The organism is Staphylococcus sp. GDY8P119P, assembly GCF_017892075.1.
Lineage (GTDB): Bacteria > Bacillota > Bacilli > Staphylococcales > Staphylococcaceae > Staphylococcus > Staphylococcus ureilyticus.
The window spans coordinates 967,834-990,701 of record NZ_JAESKJ010000006.1; the positions used below are offsets into that span (position 1 = coordinate 967,834).

A 22,868-nucleotide genomic window follows, 5' to 3' on the forward strand; every position below is an offset into this window, starting at 1 on the left:
ACTTTATCCCTCTTTTTCTAATTGATTAAATTTAGCTAAGAAACCTGGGAAGGAAACATTGACTGCATCAAATTGATCAATCGTTAATGTATCACTAGTTAGTAAAGAAGTTACAGCAAGCATCATACCAATGCGGTGATCAGTAAAGCTATCCACTGTGGCAGTTTGTTCCAATCTTGATGGATGGATAATCATGCCGTCACTTGTTGGTTGTAAGGTGAAACCTAATAAATTCAACATGTTTGCCGTAGTGTCAATACGATTGGTTTCTTTGACCTTTAATTCTTCCGCCTCTTTTATAATACTTGTTCCATTTGCTTGAGTACAAAGTAAGGCGATAACTGGTAATTCATCAATCGCTCTTGGTACCAATTCACCTTCAATATGGATAGGTTTCATATTTGGTGTATATTGTACGCGTATTGAAGCGGTAGGTTCTGAACCATTAGTTTGATTGAATAAAGTTATATTGCCATCCATTTGTGTCACGATATCTATGATACCTGAACGTGTTGGATTTATGCCAACATTGTGAATTGTAATATCACTTCCTGGAGTTATCAACCCTGCAACAATGAAATATGCAGCTGAGGAAATGTCCCCAGGTACATGAAAATCAGTGGCAGTAATATGTTCAATACTATTTTCAGGTAATTGAATCATTTTATCATTGTAAGTAATCGGAATTTGATAATGTTCAAACATTGTTTCTGTATGATTGCGCGTTATACCTATTTCAGAAATCGTTGTTTTTTCGTTTGCAAACAAGCTTGCAAATAATATTGCACTTTTAACTTGAGCACTTGCGACTTCCATTTGGTATGATATGCCTTTAATTTGAGCAGGTTTGATGATTAAAGGCGTAAAGTTATGATTCACACCTGAAATATCTGCATTCATTAACGTTAGAGGTTTCATAATTCGATCCATCGGTCTTTTACCAATAGAAGCATCACCAGAAAGGACTGCTTCAATGCCTAGTCCGCATAATAATCCAGCAACTAAACGTGTCGTCGTTCCAGAATTGCCAGTATAGAGTACTTGATGTGGTGTTTGGAAAAATTTATATCCAGGTGAGTTTATTTCAATTTTATCTTCTAAAATTTCTATTTCGACACCAAGTAGACGGAAAATTTCTACTGTACGAATACAATCTTCACCAAGTAAGGGTTTATATATCGTTGACCTACCTGATGCTAATGAGCTTAAAATAATCGCTCTATGTGTCATTGACTTATCTCCTGGAACTTCTATTTCTCCAATCAGAGGACCATTTATATCAATTGTTTTACTATTAACCAATTATGCCACCTACTTTTTAAAATATGTTTGTAATGTCGTGAAACTCTCTACTAAAGTGGATTTATCGACATGTTTAACCACAGGATTTCCTATACCTTCTAATAAAACCATCTGTACGCCTTGTTGGTCATTCTTCTTATCTCTTAACATTAATTCATAAAGTGAATCGAATTTGAAGGTATTGATGATATTTAATGGATAATCTAGAGAACTTAAATAATTGACGTAATGTAAAATATCAAATTTTTGATTTAAAATATGGTTCGATACGATGAATTGAAAAAGAATGCCAATCATCACGGCATGACCGTGTGGTATTTTAAATGTGTATTCAACGGCATGACCAAAAGTATGTCCTAAATTTAAAAATTTACGAACGTTTGATTCTTTTTCATCTTTTACAATAATATTTAACTTTGTCTCTATGCCTTTATAAATATAATATTCCATTTCATCTAAAGACGCTAACGTTGTCTTATCATAAAAATGTGATTCAATATTACGTACTGCATCGGCATCAGTTAACAATGCATGTTTATATACTTCAGCGTAACCACTCAATATTTCTGTATAAGGAAGCGTTGAGAGAAAATTCAAATCATAGATAACCGCAGTTGGTCTATAAAATGCACCAATTAAATTTTTACCGTGTTTTGAATTGATTCCCACTTTACCACCAACACTAGAATCATGTGCTAATATCGTCGTAGGTACTTGGATAAAATCAACGCCTCTCAATAGGGTAGCAGCTAAAAATCCAGCGAAATCACCGGTAGCGCCACCACCTATTGCAATGATGCAAGTATTTCTAGTCAAATTTTTGCTCAATAATGTTTCTATAGTCTCTGCATAATAATCTAGAGATTTTGTAGACTCACCTGACGGTACAGCCAACATGTGAGCATCGTATTCAGATGTAATAAATTCTAATGTATCATCCCATTTTTGAGCAATTGTATTATCTACGACTAGTACAATATCTTTGTAATTTTCAATGTAATGACGTAAATGTTTTAGCGCGTTATGTTCTATGATAATAGGATAATTATTAGTCTCATACGTAGTTTGTAATTTCATCGATATCACCTGGCTAATCTTATAATTTAGTATTCAATATTCAACAAGCGGCGTTCTTCAATTTGTGATTTTAATTGCTCGATATGATTACATTGGAATTCTTCTAATAATGCTTTTGCAAGTTCAAAAGCAACGACATTTTCTACTACAACACTTGCAGCTGGAACGGCACAACTATCAGAGCGTTCAACAGAAGCTTTAAAAGATTCTTTAGTATTAATATCTACTGAATTTAGCGGTTTATATAATGTTGGAATTGGTTTCATAACACCATTGACAACAATAGGCATTCCGTTAGACATACCACCTTCAAAACCACCTAAATGATTTGATCCTCTGTAATAACCATTGTTTGTATCATAAAGTATTTCATCTTGTATTTCACTGCCAGGTTTTTCGGCTGCTTTAAATCCTTCTCCAAAACTGACGCCTTTAAAAGCATTAATACTTACAACCCCTTGAGCAATTCTACCATCTAATTTACGGTCATAATGTACATAACTGCCGATACCAATTGGTACTCCTTCAATAATAGTTTGTACAACACCGCCAATAGTATCTCCTGCCTTTTTGGCGTCATCAATTTTATCTCTCATTTGTTGAGCAATATCATCATTAATCACACGGACATCATTTTTATCAATATTAGATTTGATTGTTTCAAGGTCATAAGCTAAATCATCTTTAATACCACCAATTTCCATAACTCTACTATAAAAATGAATATCGAGTTGCTTTAGTAATATTTTCGATACAGCACCTACAGCCACTCGCGCAGCAGTTTCTCTAGCAGAAGAACGCTCTAATACATTTCTTAAGTCTCGATGATTATATTTCATACCGCCGATTAAATCGGCATGACCTGGACGTGGTTTTGTAATTACGCGCTTCATGTTTTCTTGATCTTCATCGCTAATAGGATCAGCGCCCATGATTTTTCTCCAATGTTTAAAATCATCATTTGTGACAATAAGCGTGATTGGACTACCAAGCGTATATCCGTTACGTACCCCAGATACAATTTCAACACTATCTTTTTCAATTTGCATGCGTCTACCTCTACCGTATCCACCTTGACGTTTAAACATTTCTTCATTTATATCGGCAGCATGAATTTCTAAATTTGCTGGCACACCTTCAATAATTACTGTTAGTTGCGGACCATGTGATTCTCCTGAAGTTAAATATCTCATTATTTACCCACTCCGTTCTTTAGTACTTTAAATGATTATATGTTCCTTATCTTATCACATTCAATTGTTCAAATTAACAGAAAAATTTCAAATAACTAAACTTTATAAGATTTCCTTACATACAACTATAACATCTGTCTAAAATTCAGTAATAACTTAAGATATTAAACGACTTCACTTTAGAATGCAATTGCAACTTTTATACAAAAAAACACCTTCGCATAAATTCATTTTATTATGAATACAACGAAAGTGTTTTGATTTTACGGATACGACCATGAATCGCATTTTTACTATTATTTTTTATCTTTATTGTTGAGCGTATTAAATAATTAAGTTAATAACGCATATCATCTTACAAGTAATGGTGTATCGATTCAACGATGATTATTCGTATAACCATGCTTCGCGTGATTCTGTAAAATCACTTAATTCTTCTGCATTAAACCAAAGATTGATTTCTTTATTAGCAGATTCAACTGAATCTGAACCATGAATAATGTTTCTGCCTACAGTTAAACCAAAGTCTCCTCTGATTGTACCAGGTGTAGCTTCTGATGGATTTGTTGATCCAATAATGTGACGCGCAATATGTACTGCATCTTCACCTTCTACAACCATTGCAAATACAGGTGCAGAAGTAATAAAGTCGATTAAATTGCCATAGAATGGTTTATCCGTATGTTCAGCATAATGTTCTTCTGCAAGCGATTTAGGTACTGTCATTAGTTTAGCACCTACAAGTTTTAGTCCTTTACGTTCAATACGTGAAACGATTTCACCTATCAAATTACGTTGAACCGCGTCCGGTTTAATCATTAAAAATGTTCTTTCCATTGTGTGTTTATCCCCCTGTTAGTGATGTAAGTTTTATAAAAATACAAAACAAAATATTATAATGTCTTGAAGCACATTATAATATTAACAGTTAATTTAAGCGCTTTCAATGCTTTTCACACAATTATACGTTTCTTTTCCCTACTTTTTTAATAATTTTTTTAAATATTGGTTTAGCATCATCTTTTTCTAATTGATCAATAAGATGAAGCGCTTTATCTAAATATCTATCGCTAATTGCTTGTGATTGTTTTATGACATCAGAATGTTTAACGGTTTGTATACATTTATCAAATAAGGATTGATCACTGTTTGGGCCAAGTTGTTCTATTTGTGATTTAAACTCAGGATTTTTACGCATTTCTAACAATACTGGTAACGTTAAATGGCCGTTCATTAAATCACTGCCCACTGGTTTTCCTAATTTCTTTTCAGTACTAGTAAAATCTAGAATATCGTCAACGATTTGAAAACTCATACCAATATAATGACCAATCATTTTCAAATTACGAACCGTTTTGGCATCAGCATGTGAAGCAATTGCTCCAACTTCTGTTGATAATTGTATAAGCAATGCAGTTTTACGTTTGATTCTCCTTAAATAATTAGTAATTGTTTGATGTGCATTGAATTGATCTTGAAACTGGTACAATTCACCCATGCATACTTCGACAATTGCACTAGATATCACTTTATGTACTCGGTTATCCTCAATATTTGAAATATGTTCTAAACCGACAGCTAATAGAAAATTACCTGTGAGAATTGCAGTGTCTTGATCCCATTTTTTGGCAATCGTTAAACTACCGCGACGTTTATCACTTTTATCAATAACATCATCATGTACTAAAGTAGCCATATGGATTAATTCGAGTGCTACAGCAACACGATAGACATCTTCATTAATTTCTTCGCCAAATTGACTACTTAATATTACAAAGGCAGGTCTTACACGTTTTCCGCCTGATGAAAATAAATGATAAGAAGCATCTTCTAAGATTTGATCCTTACTTATTAATGCTTCTTCCAATCGCTGTTCAATTATTTTAATTTCATTGTTCATATTTAACTTTGACACAGTCATCACCTTTGGTTGTTTCATTTTTATTTATAGCCTAGGTGCATCGCTGCAACGCCACCAGTGAAGCTACGTACCTTAATATTACTAAATCCTGCTTGTGAAAATAAACGCTTTAATTTTTCTTTGTCTGGAAAATCAAAAGTGGATTGTTGTAACCATTCATATTCATCTTTCGATTTCGCAAATATTTTACCAAATATAGGCATTACAAATTTAAAGTATAATTTATAACATTGTTTAAATATTGGAGCAGTTGGTTGACTTGTTTCTAAGCAAACAACCATCCCACCAGGTTTTAAAACTCGATTTAGTTCTTTAAGCGTTGCAAGGTAATCAGGTACATTACGTAAACCAAAGCCAATTGTGACATAATCAAATTCATTATCCTCGAATGGTAAATGCATTGCATCACCATGAATGAGTTGGATATTTTGCATGTCCGCTGTTTTCTTTTTACCTACTTCAAGCATGTTTTCACTAAAATCTACACCTAATACTTCACCAGAAGGACCGACTGCTTTGCTTAAAGAAATGGTCCAGTCTGCCGTTCCGCAACAAACATCTAATGCTTTGCTACCATCTTTAACATTCATTTCTTTCATAACGCGTTTTCTCCATGTCTTGTGTTGTTCAAAGCTGATGATGTTGTTTAGGCGATCATATTTTCCAGAAATATTTTGAAAAACGTTATGTACTTGTTCTTTTTTTGCTTTATTATCTGCCATCATTGATTACCTCTTTTTTAATTAATTTCTAATTTAATTTCTTCTAAAAATGTATTTAGTTCATCTTTCGAATATTTTTTTAAATACGAAGGATGATTTTCTAATAAGTTTGTTAATAATTTTTGATTGATATCTGTTGTTTCTATGTTTGGTACGTATCGATTGATAGTAATAAGTGGAAATTTATTTTCGATTTTTAAAATAAAATGACCGATTTCTTCTTTGGGAATCACTCCGTTATGGATGGAGGATTTCATTTCATTAATTTCAACAATCGCTGAACTAATTTGCTTTTGAAAAATTGGATCATGTAACTTCGCTAATAATGTATAAAAGTGAGCGCTTAGTAAATCACCAATCAAAATGGCTTTCTTAGAGGATAAATTTTTGGAAACCTCATCTAAATGACGCATCGCAGTATCTATAGTGAGGCAAGCTAATTTAGCATCTTCAGGTATATCATAAGAATCAAGGATTTTTGCTAATACTTCATTTATATAAATAGCGTCATAATGATGTATACCTTTCAAGCGTTGGGTAATTTGTTTTTCAAAAATACTTAATGTCGTTTCCATGTTCACACCTCACGTTATTATCAATATACATATTAACATTATATAGGGAAAATTAAAATCAACGGTTTTCAAAGTGATAAATATATACGTTTTATGTATTTTGTGAATAGTAAAAATTATAAAAATAAATGAATTATGTTTGTTTATTATCTTTATAAAAACTAAATTGATGTTTGATCACTTTAAAAATCTCTTAATATCATATCATCATATCGAATGATATCATATTAAGAGACTTAGTTTACAATCTATTTTTATTTGTATTTAAAAGTTTTTACCAAAAGAAAAAAAGCCCCTGTAACAAGGGCTTCACTTTTAAGTAAAGAATTATTTAACTGCATCTTTTAAAGCTTTACCAGCTTTGAATGCTGGAACTTTGCTTGCAGGGATATCAATTTCTTTACCAGTTTGTGGATTACGTCCTTTACGAGCAGCACGTTCACGTACTTCGAAATTACCGAATCCAATTAATTGTACTTTTTCACCTTTAGAAAGTGATGTTTGAATTGATTCGAATACTGCATCTACAGCTAGACCAGCTTCTTTTTTAGTTAAATCAGCTTGTTCTGCAACAGCATTGATTAAATCTGTTTTGTTCATTATGAATTCACCTCCCCTAGGGTTTATAATGATAACTTAATATCATTATGGTATGACTTTAACACAACGAATACTGCAACTGCAATGATTTATGTGTAAAAAACGTTGAATTAATAGGATTTTAATATCAAATTGTTATATATTTGCAAAAAAGTGTAATAGTTCTATCTTATTCGGCCTTTTTGCCCCGTCCCATTAAGTCTTTGACGCTTTCATCAACAGGTTGATTTTCAAACAAAACTCTATATAATGCAGTTGTAATTGGCATATCAATATGATGTTCTTTAGCTAAATTATAAACTGATTTTGTAGTATATACACCTTCAACCACCATATTCATTTCTTCTAATGCTTTTTCTAGTGATTTACCTTCACCTAATTTATACCCTAATGTATAATTTCTAGAATGAGTAGACGTGCACGTTACAATTAAATCGCCAATACCACCTAAACCTAAAAATGTCAGTGGATCTGCGCCTAATTTTTCACCAAGTCGACTTATTTCAGCTAAACCTCTAGTCATTAATGCCGCTTTGGCATTGTCTCCGAAGCCCATGCCTGAAATTACACCGCTTGCAACAGCTATAATATTTTTTAATGCGCCACCCAATTCTACGCCTACTAAATCGTCATTCGTATAAACTCTTAAATAATCATTCATAAATAAATCTTGAGCTAGTTTACTCACTTCTGGTGATTTAGAAGAAGCAGCCACTGTAGTTGGTTGTTTGATAACAACCTCTTCAGCATGGCTTGGACCTGATAGTACACCAATACCTGCATTATGTTCAGAGCTAATTGAGTCTTCTAACATTTCAGAGACGCGTTTATAAGTATCGTTTTCTATTCCTTTAGCAACATGGATAAAAGTTTTTTTCGATGTTAAGTGTGAATCAATTTCACTTGCAACTTCCCTCATCGCTTTTGTAGGTAAAGCCATGAGATATACATCTGAATGCGCTATTGCTTTATGAATATCTGTTGTTGCGTTAATTGATAATTCAAGTTGTGCATTTTTAAGATATTTAGTGTTTGTATGAAATTCATTTATTTCATTAACAGTCTTTTCATTTTTTCCCCACATTAATACTTGATGCCCGTTTTCAGCTAAGACATTTGCTAATGCCGTACCGAAACTCCCAGTACCAAAGACAGCTATATTAGACATGTAACCCCTCCATTTATTAATTTCTTCTTCTAGTTATGATGTGTACAGGTGTACCTTCAAATCCAAAGGCAGCTCTGATTTGATTTTCAAGATAACGTTTATAAGAAAAATGCATTAATTCTACGTCATTTACAAACACAACAAATGTTGGAGGTTCTATTGCAACTTGTGTAGCATAAAATACGTTTAATCGACGACCTTTATCTGTTGGTGTAGGATTCATAGAAATTGCATCTGTAATTACTTCATTTAATGTTGAACTTTGAACACGTTTTTTATGGTTTTCACTCGCTTCCAAAATATACGGGAATAGCGTAGATAATCTTTTTTGTTCTTTTGCTGAAACAAAAGCGATTTGTGCGTAATCTAAAAATTGAAATTCTTTGCGTACTTCGTCCTTGAATTTCTTCATAGTATTTGTTTCTTTATCTACAGCATCCCATTTATTGACAACGATAACAATCGCTTTTCCTTCTTCGTGCGCATAGCCAGCAACACGCTTGTCTTGTTCTATGATACCTTGTTCAGCATCGATAACTACTAAAACAACGTTTGATCGCTCTATCGCTTTAAGTGCACGTAAAACTGAGTACTTTTCTGTATTTTCATATACTTTACCCTTTTTACGCATACCAGCAGTATCTATGAGCACATAATCTTGATCGTCATAGCTATATTCAGTATCAACAGCGTCTCGAGTTGTTCCAGCAACATTGGATACTATGACTCGATTTTCACCTAAAATCGCGTTAACTAAGCTCGACTTACCTACGTTAGGGCGACCAATAATTGATAAACGAATTGTATCCTCGTCATATGGATCGGGCTCTTCTTCTTTGAAATTTTTAACTACTTCATCTAATAAATCACCTAATCCTAAACCATGTGAACCAGAAATTGGATATGGATCTCCAAAACCTAGTGAATAAAAATCATAAATTTCATTTCGCATTTCAGGATTATCAACTTTATTCACTGCCAATACAACGGGCTTTTTAGATTTGTATAGCATTTGAGCTACCATTTCATCACTTTGTGTTAAACCTTCTCTAACATTTACCATAAAAATAATGACATCAGCTTCATCTATGGCAATTTCTGCTTGCGCTCTAATCTGTGTTTGGAATGGTGCATCACCTATTTCAATACCTCCAGTATCAATGATATTGAAATCATGAGTTAACCATTCGCCTGATGAATAAATTCTGTCACGAGTCACACCTGGTGTATCTTCAACAATTGAGACACGTTCACCTACGACTCTGTTAAAAATTGTAGACTTTCCAACATTGGGTCTTCCTACAATAGCAACTATAGGTTTAGTCATAACTAACTTCCTCTCTTTTTTAATCTCTATAATTCTATCATACGGGGTAAGTATTTCAAAAGAAATTATTAATGAATCAATTTAAATGACTTTCATGAAATACAATTAATTTATTGATTGATATGTATACTAAAAAAATAAATCTTGCCCTAACGTAAAAATAGGACAAGATTTATTTTTAGTCTTATGATAATTATTAAAACTTAATATCTTTAAGTTTATCTCCGAAAACATCACCTAGTGTTGGATTGTCTTCGTCTTCATTATTATCTAAATATGATTGTGTTGTTTCACTATCACTTTCAGCAACATTTTCGTCAGGTAATGTTGCTTTAATAGAAAGTGAAATACGTTCATTGTCAATATCGACACTGAGTATTTTAACACTGACAACTTGTCCTGGTTCTAATACTTCACCAGGTGTACCGATGTGAGAATGACTGATTTCTGAAATATGAACTAAACCTTGCACACCAGGTTTGATTTCAACAAAGGCACCAAAGCTTGTAAGTCTGACAACTTTACCTTCGATTTCTTCACCTTCATTGACTTCTCCTCTTAACGATTCAAACGGGCTTGGTAATGTATCTTTAATTGATAATGAAATACGTTCAGAATCTTTATCAACAGATTTTACTTTCACTTTGACTTGATCACCAATTGAAACAACATCTTCTGGTGATTTAACATGCTCATGTGATAGTTCGGAAACATGTACAAGTCCATCTACACCACCAATATCGATAAACGCACCAAAGTTTGTTAAGCGTGCAACTTTACCTTCTATGACATCGCCTTCATTAAGATTATTGAGTAAGTCATCTTTTTTCTCAGCATTTTCTAATGCTTCTACAGCTTTACGACTAAGAATGACGCGATTATTTGCTGGATCTAGTTCTTCAACTTTTAATTTTAGAACTTGTCCTTCAAAATGAGAGAAATCTTCGATGAAATCAGTTGAAATTAATGAAGCTGGTACAAATCCTCTTTGACCAACATCTACTACTAAACCACCTTTTACAACTTCAGTGACTTTAGCCTCGATGATTTCATCATTATCTAATTTTTCTTGTAAAAATTCATATGATTTTTCAGTTTCTAATTGACGTTTTGATAAGATATAAGCACCTGTCTCATTTTCTTCGTCATATTCCACTTTTGTGACATATGCACCGATTTCGTCACCAACTTTAACAGCATCACTAGGATTATCAATATGATGTGTTGAAAGTTGACTTATAGGGATAATACCGTTAAATTTACCTCCATTAACATGTACAATTACTTGTTTATCTTCAATTTCTTGAATTTCACCAGTAACTCTATCCCCTTCTTTAATTTCGTTAATCATTGATTCATTGAATTCTTCAGTCATCTTGTCTGCCTCCTTATTACACTACATATTTATAACATCTTATAATTTGACAGAATTGTCAAGGAATTCCACTTTATAGTGAATACTCTCATTCTATACATTTAAAAATATTAATTGATACTTAACATGTAGATAATAGTTTTAATATCAATAGCAATTTACATTGACTTATATGTAGTACAGGTTTTAAAAACCTACTACGATAATATACCCTGATTTTGATATTTTATAACTTTTTTACACAATTTTAACAAAAGGACTACAAAAAAAATCAATAGATAATATGATTTTATGAATTTAGATATCTTCTACTAATGTCAAAATTTTATCAGTAACTTCTTCGATACTCATACCGGTAGTATCAATAGTTATTGCATCTTCTGCTTTTTTCAAAGGAGATATTTCTCTATTCATATCATAATGATCGCGTTCGGCTATTTCTTTTTTTAATTGTTCTACTGTTGATTGTATATCTCTTAGCTCGTTATCTTTTTGACGACGTAAAGCACGTTCTTCAACAGAGGCAATCATATATATTTTTAAATCAGCATCTGGCAACACAACCGTACCAATGTCTCTACCATCCATTACAATGCCTTTTTGCTGTGCCAACTCTTGTTGCTTTTCAACGGCAAATGAGCGCACTGATTCTTTTGAAGATACATAAGAAACATGATTTGTCACATCATTTTCTCTTAAATAATCTGTCACATCTTGATTGTCTAAAATGACTCTTTGTCCTTTTTCTTCGTCATAAGTTAATGAAAGTTCAGTTGATTCGACAAGTTCAGAAAAATTTTCTGTTTTATTTAATTGTAAATATTTATAGGTTATAGCACGATACATTGCACCAGTATCTACATACACCATAGATAACTTGGCTGCCACAAGTTTTGCTATTGTACTCTTACCTGCAGCTGCAGGTCCATCAAGTGCGATATTTATTGGTTTCATTTTAGTAACCCTTCCTTGTTGTTTTATAAATAATATTTTATCATAAATATGTATTTTATAAATAGGAGGAATGCACACATGAAAAAACTTCTTGTCATACATACTGGCGGCACGATTAGCATGTCACAAGATGAATCGAACAAAGTTGTTACAAATAAAGACAATCCAATTTCTAATCATCAAAATATTATTAATCAATATGCTGATGTAACTGAAATAACACCTTTTAATGTACCATCTCCACACATGAATATTGCGTATGTGGAAACTTTAAAACAAATTATAAATCAATCTGAGGATCAAGATGATTATGATGGTTATGTGATTACACATGGTACTGATACACTAGAGGAAACAGCTTATTTATTAGATTTAACAATAGACACCTCGAAACCAATTGTAATCACTGGTGCGATGCGTTCTTCCAATGAAATTGGTGCAGATGGTTTATATAATTTTTTATCAGCAATTAGAGTTGCAATTAGTGATGAATCATTAAATATGGGTGTTATGGTCGTTTTTAACGATGAGATTCATACAGCTAGAAATGTAACGAAAACGCACACTTCTAATACGAATACATTTCAAAGTCCGAATCATGGTCCCTTAGGTGTGATAACAAAACAAAGTGTACAGTTTCATCATAAACCATTTGGGCATTTAGTATTGACTGATATCAATCAATCTTTAAATATCCCACTCGTGAAAGCGTATATGGGAATGAATAGCGATGTTTTGGCTTTTTACAGTAAAAAGCAAGTTGATGGGATTATAATAGAAGCGCTAGGTCAAGGCAATTTGCCACCTACATGTTTAGAAGGGTTGAATCAATGTTTAAATAACAATATTCCAGTTATACTTGTATCTAGATCGTTTAATGGTATTGTCGGTCCTATTTATACTTATGAAGGTGGCGGTGCAACATTAGAACAAAAAGGAGTTATTTTCTCTAATGGATTAAATGGACAAAAAGCGAGACTGAAATTATTAATCGGCTTAAGTAATCATTTAACTAAAGCACAATTAAAAAAGTATTTTGAAGCTCAATTATAAAAAAAGAGTTGTGATAAGTAACGTTTTATTTAAGAATATTGAAAGTATTCTCAAATAATAATCACTTATCCAGCTCTTTTTTATATTATGACTCTAAAGGCGTTTGCTTTTTAGATAAAATATTTTGAGTGATAATGCCACCATGATACTTACCATTTTCAATAAAAATCGTATTTGCATCATTACCTGCAGCAATCACGCCGGCGATATAACAATTTTCTACATTTGTTTCGTAAGTTTCTTTGTTATGAACTGGTGCTGTCCCATATTCATTTTCATTGATTTCAATTCCAATTGATTCTAAGAAATTATAGTCCGGATGATAACCAATCATTGCAAAAATGTAATCGTTAGGAATCTCAATTACTTCTCCATCTTGCTCATAAATAACACTATCTTCAGTAATTTTTGTGACTTCAGCGTTAAAGGCCATGTTTATTTTTTCGTGTTTCACTAATGACTCAAAGTTAGGTAAAATCCATGGTTTAACTGCTTTTGGATAGTCAGAACCACGATAGATAACTGTGACATGTGCACCTGCCTTTTCTAATTCCAATGCTGCATCAACTGCTGAGTTTTTTCCACCAATGATGACAACATTTTGATCGAAATAAGGGTGTGCTTCTTTAAAATAATGTTTTACTTTTGGTAATTCTGCACCTTCTACTTCTAAAGTATTATGTTGACCATAATAACCAGTAGCTACGGTTAGAAATCGACACTGATAAACATCTTTCGTAGTAGTGAGTGTAAAACGATTATTAATTTTTTTAACAGTAAGGACTTCTTCGAAAGCATTGATACGCAGTTGATGATGTTTAACAACTTCTCTATAATACACTAATGCTTGATTACGACGTGGTTTGCTTTCTTCGACAATAAATGGAATGTCGCCAATACTTAATTTATCACTTGAAGAAAAGAATGTTTGATGTGTTGGATAGTTATAAATAGCGTCCACAACATTTCCTTTTTCAATTACTAAAGTATCAATCCCTTTTTTCTTTTGTTCAATAGCGGCACTTAACCCACATGGTCCACCGCCGATGATTATACTTTCTACTGTTTGCATAGTATTTGTCCTCCTTTAACCACCCATTTATTATACCAGTAGTTTTAAAAAAACCAAGTGATAGATTTTGAAAATTTGTTTACAAAAATGACTAATTCATATAAAAGCTCCCTACAAAGTTTACTTTTTTAAATGTCTACTTTGTAGGGAGCATATCATGTTATGGATTAGTCCTTTTTTAGGAACAGGCTCGATAATCAAGCTTCATTTTATTTGTTAAAGATGAATGTTTTATTGAGGAATAACTAATTGTTGTCCGTTATGAATATCATTACCTTGTAATCCATTTGCTTTTCTGATTTTTTCTACATTTTCAGGAGATCCGCTTCCATAGTATTGGATGGCTATTCTGTAAAGATTTTGACCATTTACAGTATGTGTTTGTTGTCCTGAATTGTTGTTTGAAGCTTGGTTGTTTTGTTGATTGTTTTGGCTGTTAGTTGCTTGACCTTGGTTTGCTGAATCATTACCTTGATTCGTAGCTTGATTATTTTGTTGTGATTGATCATTTTGACTGTTCTGTGCATTTTGATCACTTTGGTTATTTTGATCAGATTCAGTAGCTTGATTTTGATCGCTAGTAGCTGCATCGTCAGAATTAGAATCGCTTTGATTTGAATTATCATTACTATCTGATTCAGCGTTATCGTCATTATTTGTATTTGCTTTATCACTATCATCGTCTTTGTTTTTGTCTGAATCTTTCTTGCTGTCCTTGTCTGAATCTGAGTCAGATTTTTTATCTTTGTTGTCCGCTACCTTTTTATCGTCGTTATTACTACTATCATCATTGTTGCCAGTTAATGCCATACCAGCAAAAATTCCGATTGCTGCTAAAATTAAAATTGCTGCTACGATTGGTAATATTTTTCCAAATAAGCCGCCTTTTTTCTTGTTATTGTTGTTATCATCATTAGGGTCGTTGTTGTGATCGCCGTTACCATTATTTCCACCGGAGCCATTTCCATTCGAATGCGCAGCACTTGCTCCAGCGGCACCTGCACCAGCTGCGGCTGCTCCGCCAGCTACGGCAGCGCCTTTTTTCTTGTTGTCTTTTGAATCATTACTTTTTTCAGAATTAGCTTCTTCAGTATGTTGATTTTTATTATTAGCACCTACGCCTGTAGCAGCATCACTTTTTTCGTTATCGTCTGAGGATGCATTGTTATCTTTAGCATGATCAGAATCATCTTTCTTGTCATGGTGTTTTTTTGCGGCATATGCACCTGCACCAGTTGCGGCTGCTCCGCCAGCTACGGCAGCGCCTTTTTTCTTATCATTTTTATCTTCAGATTGGTTATCTTCAGAAATGTCGTGATCTTTTTCACTTCTATTTTGATTAATATTGTTATTTTCTGAAGGGTCTTGATTTTTATTGGTTTCATCCCCAACCGTCTTGGATGATGAATGTGTTTCCTGTTGTTGCTTACTGTCTTGTTGACTTGATGTATCATTTTTCTCATCAACAGTTGATTCATTTCCTTCATTTTGATGTGTTGCAGTATCTCTTCTACGTTGTCTTCTTTGGGCATTTCTTGGAGGGAATTGTTCGTCTTGTTTATCAGAAACTTCCTCTTTTACATTGTCAACGGAATCGTTAACAGAATCCTTTACATCATCTCGATGTTCTTTTGGATCAATAGATTGACGATTTTTCTCAAAATCATCTTTGAAATTATTATTAGACAAATTCATCATCCTTCCATCATTTAATTTTAGTATATACTGTTTTACCCTAAAAGCCAGTATATATGTATTAATTTTATATGAAAAACAAATAAAAATTTAGCGTATATCTAGTATTATAGCTTGATTGAAAAAGTGAAGTAAAGTATTTATCTTTTATTTGAATATATTTCGTAATTTTTCTTTAAAATCCATTTTTCTTTTTTCTTTTTTTCTATTAATAATATTAATTGGTTTTAATTCTGTGTCATTATCACAGCACTGTGTTGGTTTTGTTGATAGATTTTCACCGAAAAACTCTACCATATATGACCTACGACATTGGTCTAAATTTTTATAACCTAACATTCGATAATAACCGCGTTGTTTTCTTTCAAATGCTGTTTTGAAAATAGTACGCAATTGTTCAATTTTAAAATTACTACTTAGAACCTCTAATATTTCATTTTTTTCAGGTGGTAAAAACATACCTAATTCAAATGTGTTCACATCTTCTTCAGTAATTATATCTGCAAACAATAACGTTTCTAATAGATAACTATCATCTGGTTGGTAAAGACTGATGGCTTGGCTAGAGTAGCCATCACGTCCTGCACGACCAATTTCTTGCATATAACTTGATGGACTTGTGGCTAGATGAAAATGTATGATGGTTCGTATATCTTTTTTATTTATCCCCATTCCAAAAGCACTTGTTGCAACAATAATTGGTATTTCATTATTTATAAATTGATGCTGTACAGTATGTCTTTCCTGATAGGTTAAGTCACCATGGTATATCCCAGTTAAAAAACCATATTGATAAATTGCCTTTGCTAAAGTTAGGCACATTTTTTTTGATGAAACATAGATAATAGTTGGACCTGATTGTTCTAACGTTGGAAGTAACCATTTTAACTTTTCATGATCATTTTCGAAATTTATGTGTGACAATGTAATATTTTCTCTATTCGTCGTTGTTTTCACAACAGTAAATGTTTTATTTAGCATGTGATTTAAATCATATGTTAAATAAGGTGGTGCTGTGGCAGTCAAAGCAAGTATATTGGCTTTAGGAAAATAATTGATGATTTTCCCTACAAGTGCATAGTGTGGTCTGAAATCATAACCCCATTCAGATAAGCAGTGGGCTTCATCTAAAACGATTAAACCTAAATCTAGATGTTGTATAAGTTTAAAATTATGTGGTTGCAACAAAAATTCGGGACTTAAAAATATAAAACGACTATGCTTTAAGTATTGTAAATTTTGTTTTTTTTCATTTTCATCTAATCCGGAATGGATGCATGAAACGTAATGCTCGCCTTGTAGTTTTAATTGCATAACTTGATCATCCATTAAGGATATTAACGGTGAGATGATAAGGGTGGGCTTTTGTTTGATATAGGTTGGTAATTGATAACATAAACTTTTTCCACTACCAGTCGGCAATATACCCAAAGTATTTTCATCATTTAATACATGCTCTATAATTTCCTGTTGTCCAGGCTTAAATGAATCAAAACCAAACCATTTTTTTAATTCATGATGTAACATTTAAATCACCTCTTTCAACACCGATGATTAATAGTTTAATTTCAAAGTAATTTAATTTTGGAAATTTCTCTTTGTAATTTCTTAATCTTTCGCTGCGATTTTCTACATAGTAACTTAGAAACTGCGAATATGAATTATCATTTATAAATACATCGTATTGTGAAAGATACCCTTTTATAAATAATTCTAGAATATGATCTTCAATTGTGTTTGATTTTACATTTTGTGTCTTAGCTAATTCGTTAAAGCTGAGACCTTTTTTAATACCTATGTAAGTTTCCTCTGTTTTAAAAAGCAACGTTGGTAAAATAATTAATTGATTTAAAATAGGATATTTAATCGCATTTTCCAATTCAAACATCATGATTACTAATTCATTCATTTCTAGTTCGAACAATTGTTGTTGCGAAATATTTTCTATTAAGCTGACTTGTTGTCTTGTATACATACTTTCTTTATAACCTTGTAAATAATAGTGCAAATACGTTTTACTATTTTTTTCAGAAATTGAAGAGAAAAGAAGATTTAATTCTTTATTTAATTTGCAAGATATATTCTTATTTTTAGCACTGTTATATACTTTTTTAACTCTATGTTGAATTGTATTGTTGTGTGTAATAGGCACAAAATGTAATGAATCATGTGAAATATTCGAAATTGTTTGGGTTAATAATTGAAGTGCCTTAAAGGTGTTTAATAAACTATCATATGTATACCTTGGATGTGTACGAATTAATCGCGTACCATCAACATCCTGTTGTCCATTTTGAATATATCCAACAAATGATGGATATTTTAAGTTTGGTAAGCTATGATACAATGATAATAGTTGTTGACTACAGGCGTCAAAAAAGGTTTGATGGGATTTTTTGCCTGTGATAATATTATATATGCTTTTTTCTGTTTTGTATTTATGTGCTTGCATTCGTGTAAAGCGAATTAAATTATACATGTGTGCTCCCTCATTTTATAAAACAAAAACATTTGATAAAATTTTAAACAGTAACTACAATACTAATTGTGTTATTAGTGTAGCATGTTTGTTAAAGGAGGCGAAGAGTTTGGCTAAATATACAATTGTTGATATGGATACATGCATTGCATGTGGTGCTTGCGGTGCTGCTGCTCCTGATATATATGATTACGACGATGAAGGTATCGCATACGTTATACTAGATGATAACCAAGGTACTGCGGAAGTACCAGAAGAATTATATGAAGACATGGAAGATGCTTTAGAAGGTTGTCCTACAGATTCTATTAAAATTGAAGAGGAATCTTTTGACGGAGACCCTCTAAAATTTGAATAATAAAATTAATCAAATAGATATTCATTTTTGCATGAAATGAATTTATAAAAGCTCAGTATATTCATTGTTTTAATGAAAAATCTGAGCTCTTATTTTATGAAAAATAATCATTTATTAATTGTAGTATGAAAATAAAGCAAGTTGAGATATAGCATGTAAATCTCACAATCAAAATAAATGACTAATCCATATGAAATAGCTTGGTCATTTTAAATTTTAAAATTCGACAAATTCGACCAGGTTGTTCACTCGTCTGGAGATATGACTCGATTCTATAATCTTGTGCTTATATCATTCCATTAAGTGTTAACAAGTTAAAAAACTATTTTAAAAGATGCGTTTAAGTACAAAAATAATGATAAGCAACTTCACTTTCAACTTTAGCAAAAGTTTTCAATAATAAAAGAAAATAAATTGTCTCAGCTTCTTTTATTATTGCGTGTCCATTTTTTCATATTCGTTGTATAAGCTAATTAATTAAAAATTATCTAAGTAAAATCTTTTTTAAACGTTTGAATAATAACATAAATATTAAAGAAATTATTATACCTTTTACTATATTAAAAGGTATAACACCTGAAACTATCACAATTTTTATATTTTCAACTACATTTGATAAATTCATAATCATCCCATAAAGTGGTAATAAAACAAAATAATTTAAAATACTTAGAACAATCGTCATAACAATCGTCGCTATCGTAAATCCAATGATTTGTGTTTTGACTGTATGATTATTTTTAATTATATAAAAGGCACTTAAAATAAAACTAGCGCCAGCTAAGAAATTAGCAATTGGTCCAACTGGATCCCCTATATTAAATAAGAAATTAAGTAAATTTTTTATAAATAATATAATAATACCAGCTACTGGTCCTAAACTAAAAGTTGCTAATAGAGCTGGAATATCACTAAAGTCTAATGTTAAATACGGTGGTAAAAATGGGATTGGAAATTTGATAAACATCAAAATAAATGACACCGCACTTAACATACTTATCGTAATAAGTCGCTTGGTTTGTTGTTGCATATTCAATTATCTCCTTCCATTCATCTTACTTAGAAAAGGAGGATTTAATTGCACAACAAAAACCCTCCATCTTCTCCCATCCAGACTATACTGTCGGCTCTAGAATTACACTAGATCAGCCATTTATCTTTTTAATAGATAAATGGGTCGCAGGCTTCAATTACTGCCGGTTGGGAATTACACCCTACCCCGAAGATGAATTTCTTAAATTTTATAAATATATCATAGCCTATTACTCAGATAAAAACAATAGACCTGCTTATGCTAAGTAAATTACATAATTTATGAAAAAGACGAGATTGAAAATCAATAGTAATGTATTGACTCTCAATCTCGTCATTTATAGAACACACATGCTTGATTTACATTAAGATTATAAATTAAATTACATTTCACTCTCTATGATTACTTTAATAGTCATGTATCTTCATATTCTTCTGTTGGTTTTGGTAATTTAATTATAAATGTTGTGCCTTTGCCAAGCTCACTTTTGACGTCTATCGTACCTCCATGTTCATCAATAATCATACGACAGATAAACAGACCTAACCCAGTACCTTGTTTACCTCGTTTACGAGCAGTGTCGACTTTATAGAAACGATCAAATACTTGTTGTAAATGTTCTGGAGCAATACCAGATCCTGTGTCTGAAATGTATAAAATATTTTCATTTTCTGACTCTCCATAACTAATCGATATTAAATCACCAGGTTCTGTATATCTAGTAGCATTATCTATAAGATTAGTTAAAACCTGTTCAATTCTATCGGTGTCGAAATACCATAATTGATTGTGTGTATTTGGATTTAAATTCATCGTTAACTTTAAGTCATTTGCTTGTTTCTGGTATTTTTGTTGCATTCTATTAAGCAATGGATCAATTGGCTGTTTCACTTTCTCTACAGTTAGCCCTTCAGCATCCATACGTGCAACATTGAGCAACTCATTTACTAATCGATTTAAACGTTTTGTTTCATCAAGGACAATAGACAATGATTCATGTATTTCGTCTGGCTCTGTTACAATACCATCCACTATCGACTCTGTATATCCTTGTAGCAAAGAAATAGGTGTACGCAATTCATGTGATACATTAGCAATAAAATCTTTTTTCATTTGATCAATATTATGTTCATTGGTCATGTCACGAATAATAGCTACAATACCACTTCTGCCATCAGGCTGAATTTGTTCAATATAACTTGTAATAATGACAAAATAGCGTGTGCTAATTTCATATTCTTCGAATTGTGTTTTTTTGGATTTAAATGTTAATTCATTTTGACGATCAAGCTTGTCTAAATCGTGTGCATCCAATATTTTCAAAATATTTTGTGCCATCTTGTTTGATATAATTATTTCTTGTTTATCATTAAAACCTAGAACACCTTCAACCATAGAGTTTATTAAACTATCTCTGATATTTTTTGATGAGGATAATGCGTCGATGTGTTGTTGTATTTCCGAACTCATCGTGTTAAAAGCACGTGATAACTCACCAATTTCATCTCGAGAATTAACAGGAACTACTTGTGTATAGTCTCCTTTAGAAACTTTTAATGCTTGAGTCCTTAAATTTCTTAGTGGTTTTGTAATTCGAGATGATAAGAAAAAGGCAAACACAGTAGTAATAGATAAAAAGATTATAGCAATAATTAAAATAATGACTGTAATCACATTATTGGTATCTTCTATCGTTTTCAAATCTTGATAGATAAAAACACCACTATATTTACTATTATGTGCACTCGATTCTAAATTTTTTGATGGATAACCTATTAAAACATAAGTTTTTTGCTGTTTATTTATATCTATTGTCACGTGCTCAGATATCTGCTTTCCTTTATCGAACACTTTTTCGTAGTTTTTATTACTTTTTATTTCTTTGAACATCTTTTCTTTTGTCTCATCATTATTGACGCTATCCATGTGTTTATGATTCATGATAATAAGCCCCACTGGACCCTCGATAAGAGACTTACTATGCTTTATGGCAGTCGTTTTATCTTCTGAATGCTCAACTAAATGACTGATTCTTTTAGCATCTTCAAGTAATGAATCTTCTGTTTCTTGCGTAAAGTAAGATTGTATAAACGTTATAAGTGCTGCACTTAATAAAATTAAAACTGTCGTTACTATAAAAATTATAGTTAACCACAGTTTTACTACTACATTATTGAGGCGGTTCATTTTCAGATTTAACCTCGAATTTATAGCCAACGCCCCAAACTGTTTGAATCATTTGGGCAGCTTCATCAGAAACGCGATTTAATTTCTCTCTTAAACGTTTTACATGTGTATCAACAGTACGCAAATCTCCATAAAATTCATAATGCCATACTTCTTTTAATAGTTGCTCACGATCAAAGACTTTATTTGGCGTTTTTGCTAAAAAGATTAAAAGTTCATATTCTTTTGGCGTTAAGTTTACTTGGTTGCCATCAGCTAGCACGCGATGAGCATCATTATCAATCACAAGATGTTCAAATTCTATTAAATCTCGTGCATGTGGTTCACTTTGTTCTGTATGTGCAACTTGAGTTCGTCTTAATAGCGCTTTGACACGTAAGACCACTTCACGTGGTGAAAATGGTTTTACAATATAATCATCTGCACCGGATTCGAAACCTTCTACGCGGTTTGTCTCTTCTCCTTTAGCAGTTAACATAATAATTGGTGTTTCTTTCTGTTCTCTGAGTCTAGCTGCTACAGTAATGCCATCCATTTCTGGCAACATTAAATCTAACAAGATACATGCATAATCATGTTCCATTGCCATTTTGTATGCTTCTTGTCCATCTCTAGCTTCATGAGTTTCAAAAGATTCTCTTTCTAAGTACAATTTTAATAATCGTCTGATTCTATCTTCATCATCAACGATAAGTATTTCGTTTGACATAGGTTCGTACCCTCCCACACTGCTAACTTCAATTTCAACCATATTATATCATAGGTTGAGCTATAAAA

General features: G+C 32.1%; 21 protein-coding genes and 1 riboswitch. Of the genes, 2 read left to right on the forward strand and 19 right to left on the reverse strand.

Annotation, left to right across the window (positions count from 1 at the left end; genetic code table 11):
• Nucleotides 1–3: 3 nt before the first annotated feature.
• The 12 genes from aroA to cmk all read right to left on the reverse strand — a co-directional run bounded on the left by aroA (nucleotide 4) and on the right by cmk (nucleotide 12,214).
• Complete coding sequence (gene aroA, locus KA830_RS08730) at nucleotides 4–1,302, reverse strand: 3-phosphoshikimate 1-carboxyvinyltransferase (protein WP_046208231.1); 1,299 nt, start codon at nucleotides 1,300–1,302, stop codon at nucleotides 4–6.
• Nucleotides 1,303–1,311: 9 nt separating this feature from the next.
• Nucleotides 1,312–2,379, reverse strand: coding sequence for a 3-dehydroquinate synthase (aroB, locus tag KA830_RS08735; protein WP_192945975.1), 1,068 nt, complete (start codon nucleotides 2,377–2,379; stop codon nucleotides 1,312–1,314).
• A 26-nt stretch (nucleotides 2,380–2,405) separates the two neighbouring features.
• Complete coding sequence (gene aroC, locus KA830_RS08740) at nucleotides 2,406–3,572, reverse strand: chorismate synthase (protein ID WP_046208229.1); 1,167 nt, start codon at nucleotides 3,570–3,572, stop codon at nucleotides 2,406–2,408.
• A gap of 387 nt (nucleotides 3,573–3,959) precedes the next feature.
• Nucleotides 3,960–4,409 (reverse strand): nucleoside-diphosphate kinase, encoded by a 450-nt coding sequence (ndk, locus tag KA830_RS08745; RefSeq protein ID WP_070038216.1) that lies wholly within the window; start codon nucleotides 4,407–4,409, stop codon nucleotides 3,960–3,962.
• A 124-nt stretch (nucleotides 4,410–4,533) separates the two neighbouring features.
• Nucleotides 4,534–5,487 carry a polyprenyl synthetase family protein gene (locus KA830_RS08750; RefSeq protein WP_176745335.1) on the reverse strand — a complete coding sequence of 318 codons (954 nt, stop codon included), beginning with the start codon at nucleotides 5,485–5,487 and terminating at the stop codon, nucleotides 4,534–4,536.
• Between the two features lie 26 nt (nucleotides 5,488–5,513).
• A complete protein-coding gene (locus KA830_RS08755) occupies nucleotides 5,514–6,215 on the reverse strand; it encodes a demethylmenaquinone methyltransferase (protein ID WP_046208358.1) in 702 nt (233 codons plus the stop codon).
• Nucleotides 6,216–6,232: 17 nt separating this feature from the next.
• Complete coding sequence (locus KA830_RS08760; protein WP_046208226.1) at nucleotides 6,233–6,790, reverse strand: heptaprenyl pyrophosphate synthase subunit A; 558 nt, start codon at nucleotides 6,788–6,790, stop codon at nucleotides 6,233–6,235.
• A gap of 327 nt (nucleotides 6,791–7,117) precedes the next feature.
• Nucleotides 7,118–7,390, reverse strand: a complete 273-nt coding sequence (locus KA830_RS08765) for an HU family DNA-binding protein (protein WP_019468914.1) — start codon at nucleotides 7,388–7,390, stop codon at nucleotides 7,118–7,120.
• A 169-nt stretch (nucleotides 7,391–7,559) separates the two neighbouring features.
• Nucleotides 7,560–8,558 (reverse strand): NAD(P)H-dependent glycerol-3-phosphate dehydrogenase, encoded by a 999-nt coding sequence (locus KA830_RS08770; RefSeq protein ID WP_064208936.1) that lies wholly within the window; start codon nucleotides 8,556–8,558, stop codon nucleotides 7,560–7,562.
• Nucleotides 8,559–8,574: 16 nt separating this feature from the next.
• Nucleotides 8,575–9,885: a ribosome biogenesis GTPase Der gene (der, locus tag KA830_RS08775; protein ID WP_046208224.1), complete on the reverse strand. Its 1,311-nt coding sequence runs from the start codon at nucleotides 9,883–9,885 to the stop codon at nucleotides 8,575–8,577.
• 196 nt (nucleotides 9,886–10,081) lie between these two features.
• Nucleotides 10,082–11,260, reverse strand: coding sequence for a 30S ribosomal protein S1 (gene rpsA / locus KA830_RS08780; RefSeq protein WP_070658580.1), 1,179 nt, complete (start codon nucleotides 11,258–11,260; stop codon nucleotides 10,082–10,084).
• 297 nt (nucleotides 11,261–11,557) lie between these two features.
• Nucleotides 11,558–12,214: a (d)CMP kinase gene (gene cmk / locus KA830_RS08785; protein ID WP_064208934.1), complete on the reverse strand. Its 657-nt coding sequence runs from the start codon at nucleotides 12,212–12,214 to the stop codon at nucleotides 11,558–11,560.
• Nucleotides 12,215–12,292: 78 nt separating this feature from the next.
• Here cmk and KA830_RS08790 point away from each other — a divergent pair, with 78 nt between their 5' ends.
• Nucleotides 12,293–13,267: an asparaginase gene (locus tag KA830_RS08790; protein WP_210134184.1), complete on the forward strand. Its 975-nt coding sequence runs from the start codon at nucleotides 12,293–12,295 to the stop codon at nucleotides 13,265–13,267.
• 85 nt (nucleotides 13,268–13,352) lie between these two features.
• On the opposite strand, the gene ypdA is transcribed toward KA830_RS08790, so the two are convergent.
• The 4 genes from ypdA to KA830_RS08810 all read right to left on the reverse strand — a co-directional run bounded on the left by ypdA (nucleotide 13,353) and on the right by KA830_RS08810 (nucleotide 18,513).
• Complete coding sequence (ypdA, locus tag KA830_RS08795) at nucleotides 13,353–14,339, reverse strand: bacillithiol disulfide reductase YpdA (RefSeq protein ID WP_070658583.1); 987 nt, start codon at nucleotides 14,337–14,339, stop codon at nucleotides 13,353–13,355.
• A gap of 231 nt (nucleotides 14,340–14,570) precedes the next feature.
• A complete protein-coding gene (locus KA830_RS08800; RefSeq protein WP_204180011.1) occupies nucleotides 14,571–16,034 on the reverse strand; it encodes a LysM peptidoglycan-binding domain-containing protein in 1,464 nt (487 codons plus the stop codon).
• Between the two features lie 147 nt (nucleotides 16,035–16,181).
• Entirely contained in the window at nucleotides 16,182–17,561 is a 1,380-nt protein-coding gene (locus tag KA830_RS08805; RefSeq protein ID WP_204180010.1) for a RecQ family ATP-dependent DNA helicase, read from the reverse strand.
• On the reverse strand, nucleotides 17,548–18,513 hold the full coding sequence (locus tag KA830_RS08810) for a helix-turn-helix domain-containing protein (protein ID WP_204180009.1): 966 nt from the start codon (nucleotides 18,511–18,513) through the stop codon (nucleotides 17,548–17,550). Before KA830_RS08810 ends, KA830_RS08805 begins: the two co-directional genes overlap by 14 nt.
• Before the next feature lie 109 nt (nucleotides 18,514–18,622).
• Here KA830_RS08810 and KA830_RS08815 point away from each other — a divergent pair, with 109 nt between their 5' ends.
• Nucleotides 18,623–18,871 (forward strand): ferredoxin, encoded by a 249-nt coding sequence (locus KA830_RS08815; protein WP_019468351.1) that lies wholly within the window; start codon nucleotides 18,623–18,625, stop codon nucleotides 18,869–18,871.
• A gap of 484 nt (nucleotides 18,872–19,355) precedes the next feature.
• Here the strand turns inward: KA830_RS08815 and KA830_RS08820 are convergent, their stop codons facing one another.
• The 3 genes from KA830_RS08820 to KA830_RS08830 all read right to left on the reverse strand — a co-directional run bounded on the left by KA830_RS08820 (nucleotide 19,356) and on the right by KA830_RS08830 (nucleotide 22,800).
• The gene (locus tag KA830_RS08820) at nucleotides 19,356–19,901 is read right to left on the reverse strand and encodes an ECF transporter S component (RefSeq protein WP_046208216.1); all 546 of its coding nucleotides are present in this window, start codon (nucleotides 19,899–19,901) and stop codon (nucleotides 19,356–19,358) included.
• A 64-nt stretch (nucleotides 19,902–19,965) separates the two neighbouring features.
• Nucleotides 19,966–20,102: riboswitch (FMN riboswitch) on the reverse strand.
• Between the two features lie 216 nt (nucleotides 20,103–20,318).
• The gene (locus tag KA830_RS08825) at nucleotides 20,319–22,091 is read right to left on the reverse strand and encodes an ATP-binding protein (protein WP_064208930.1); all 1,773 of its coding nucleotides are present in this window, start codon (nucleotides 22,089–22,091) and stop codon (nucleotides 20,319–20,321) included.
• Nucleotides 22,075–22,800 (reverse strand): response regulator transcription factor, encoded by a 726-nt coding sequence (locus KA830_RS08830; RefSeq protein WP_046208214.1) that lies wholly within the window; start codon nucleotides 22,798–22,800, stop codon nucleotides 22,075–22,077. The genes KA830_RS08825 and KA830_RS08830 overlap by 17 nt, the downstream gene beginning before the upstream one ends.
• Nucleotides 22,801–22,868: the final 68 nt, after the last annotated feature.

Bases quoted from the DNA above. Each gene is read 5' to 3' on its own strand.
- aroB (WP_192945975.1), bottom strand. From the start codon at position 2,379: ATGAAATTACAAACTACGTATGAGACTAATAATTATCCTATTATCATA.
- aroC (WP_046208229.1), bottom strand. From the start codon at position 3,572: ATGAGATATTTAACTTCAGGAGAATCACATGGTCCGCAACTAACAGTA.
- ndk (WP_070038216.1), bottom strand. From the start codon at position 4,409: ATGGAAAGAACATTTTTAATGATTAAACCGGACGCGGTTCAACGTAAT.
- KA830_RS08755 (WP_046208358.1), bottom strand. From the start codon at position 6,215: ATGGCAGATAATAAAGCAAAAAAAGAACAAGTACATAACGTTTTTCAA.
- KA830_RS08760 (WP_046208226.1), bottom strand. From the start codon at position 6,790: ATGGAAACGACATTAAGTATTTTTGAAAAACAAATTACCCAACGCTTG.
- KA830_RS08765 (WP_019468914.1), bottom strand. From the start codon at position 7,390: ATGAACAAAACAGATTTAATCAATGCTGTTGCAGAACAAGCTGATTTA.
- KA830_RS08770 (WP_064208936.1), bottom strand. From the start codon at position 8,558: ATGTCTAATATAGCTGTCTTTGGTACTGGGAGTTTCGGTACGGCATTA.
- der (WP_046208224.1), bottom strand. From the start codon at position 9,885: ATGACTAAACCTATAGTTGCTATTGTAGGAAGACCCAATGTTGGAAAG.
- rpsA (WP_070658580.1), bottom strand. From the start codon at position 11,260: ATGACTGAAGAATTCAATGAATCAATGATTAACGAAATTAAAGAAGGG.
- cmk (WP_064208934.1), bottom strand. From the start codon at position 12,214: ATGAAACCAATAAATATCGCACTTGATGGACCTGCAGCTGCAGGTAAG.
- KA830_RS08790 (WP_210134184.1), top strand. From the start codon at position 12,293: ATGAAAAAACTTCTTGTCATACATACTGGCGGCACGATTAGCATGTCA.
- ypdA (WP_070658583.1), bottom strand. From the start codon at position 14,339: ATGCAAACAGTAGAAAGTATAATCATCGGCGGTGGACCATGTGGGTTA.
- KA830_RS08800 (WP_204180011.1), bottom strand. From the start codon at position 16,034: ATGAATTTGTCTAATAATAATTTCAAAGATGATTTTGAGAAAAATCGT.
- KA830_RS08805 (WP_204180010.1), bottom strand. From the start codon at position 17,561: ATGTTACATCATGAATTAAAAAAATGGTTTGGTTTTGATTCATTTAAG.
- KA830_RS08810 (WP_204180009.1), bottom strand. From the start codon at position 18,513: ATGTATAATTTAATTCGCTTTACACGAATGCAAGCACATAAATACAAA.
- KA830_RS08820 (WP_046208216.1), bottom strand. From the start codon at position 19,901: ATGCAACAACAAACCAAGCGACTTATTACGATAAGTATGTTAAGTGCG.
- KA830_RS08825 (WP_064208930.1), bottom strand. From the start codon at position 22,091: ATGAACCGCCTCAATAATGTAGTAGTAAAACTGTGGTTAACTATAATT.
- KA830_RS08830 (WP_046208214.1), bottom strand. From the start codon at position 22,800: ATGTCAAACGAAATACTTATCGTTGATGATGAAGATAGAATCAGACGA.